This is a genomic window from Moorena sp. SIO4G3, from assembly GCF_010692305.1.
In the GTDB taxonomy this organism is placed as follows: domain Bacteria; phylum Cyanobacteriota; class Cyanobacteriia; order Cyanobacteriales; family Coleofasciculaceae; genus Moorena; species Moorena producens_A.
In genome coordinates, this window is record NZ_JAAHIG010000197.1 from 14980 (window position 1) to 16407 (window position 1428).

Sequence of the window (1428 nt, forward strand, 5' to 3'; positions counted from 1 at the left end):
TAAATCGAATTACTTTTAATCCATACCCTTTAATAATTTGAGTTCTTTCTTGATCATAAACTTGAGCAGATTGTGTAGAATGATACTCTCCATCGACTTCAATAACTAATTTGAAAGCAGCACAATAAAAATCAACAATAAAATTCCCAATCGGTCTTTGTCGCAAGACTCTAAACTTAAACTTTTTCAAATAGTCAGACCACAGCTTTTTCTCCGCTGGTGTCATTGTTTTCCTTAATTCTCTAGCTCTGGTTACTAATTTGTGATTATAAGGAAGATGGAATTGTCTTTGTTGGTTATCACACATTTTAAATTAATAAATATTTTGGTTTAGTAGAAGAGTTGGGATCCCCCTAAATCCCCCTTAATCAGGGGGACTTTTTTAATCAGGGGGACTTTTTTAATCAGGGGGACTTTTTTAATAAGGGAGACTTTTTTAATAAGGGAGACTTTTTTAATAAGGGAGACTTTTTTAATCAGGGGGACTTTTTTAATCAGGGGGATTTTTTTAATCAGGGCGACTTTTATCTAGCTCCCCCCTTATTAAGGGGGGCTGGGGGGGATCTCAAAAAGGTACCTACTGCCTAGGGCAATAAATTCCCCAAAATCTGTTTTCAGATATACAACAATTTCCACCAATTCCCGATTCCCGATTCCCGATTACCCATTACCCATTACCCATTACCCATTACCTTGTGTTAAGCTTACTGCTTACAGTTTGATTAATTTCAATTTCTTCAATTGGAGCCACAAATTCTGTGATACTTTTGCTAAAGTTGACTTGACCGATAACTTGCCATTTGAGTTTAAGTTTAGGGGTATTATTAAGATAATCGTAGCTACCTTCAAGGATAGTAATTTGGCTAATCCTGTGGGTTGTCGATGTTTGTTGGGCTTGATAATTGTTAGCTGTTGATAAATTATAATTTTCGATTAGTTCTTTGTAGTTAGTTAAAATAATCCCTGTAGTTAGGGAAGCCAATTTTTCTAAGTTAGTTAGGTCAGCGTCGCAGATATCGATAAAAAACGCTTGTTTAAATTCCCTGGATGTAGTAATTATTGTGGGGTTTTGTTGCTCCGGGTGTAACTGTTGTGGATGGCTTGATCTCAATGTTGGCAAAATTTCCCATTTACCGGGATAGATACTAATGTGTGGTCGTTTTGTTGGTGATTCGGTAATAGAGGCAGCAACAATTTCTATTTGAGATTTAGAGATGTCTTGAATTAGTTCTTTCTGAAGCTGCTCGCTGATTTGGGATAGTAAGTTTTGAATCATTTTGTTTTAGGTAATGGGTAATAGGTATAGCAGCCGCCAGAGCGGTTAGGACATAGACTAGAAGTAGTGTTTGAGACACAGCAATCCCATTACCGATGCCCAAACCCTATAGTTACGATCTCCGAAAAAAAGTGATAGAAGCAATCATTGAA

General features: G+C 36.6%; 2 protein-coding genes. Both read right to left on the reverse strand.

Annotated features, from left to right (window positions below; all coding sequences use genetic code 11):
* On the reverse strand, positions 1-307 hold a 307-nt coding region (locus tag F6J99_RS27615; RefSeq protein WP_293117307.1), incomplete at its 3' end, for an endonuclease domain-containing protein.
* A 381-nt stretch (positions 308-688) separates the two neighbouring features.
* A complete protein-coding gene (locus F6J99_RS27620) occupies positions 689-1276 on the reverse strand; it encodes a hypothetical protein (protein ID WP_293117309.1) in 588 nt (195 codons plus the stop codon).
* Positions 1277-1428 lie beyond the last annotated feature (152 nt).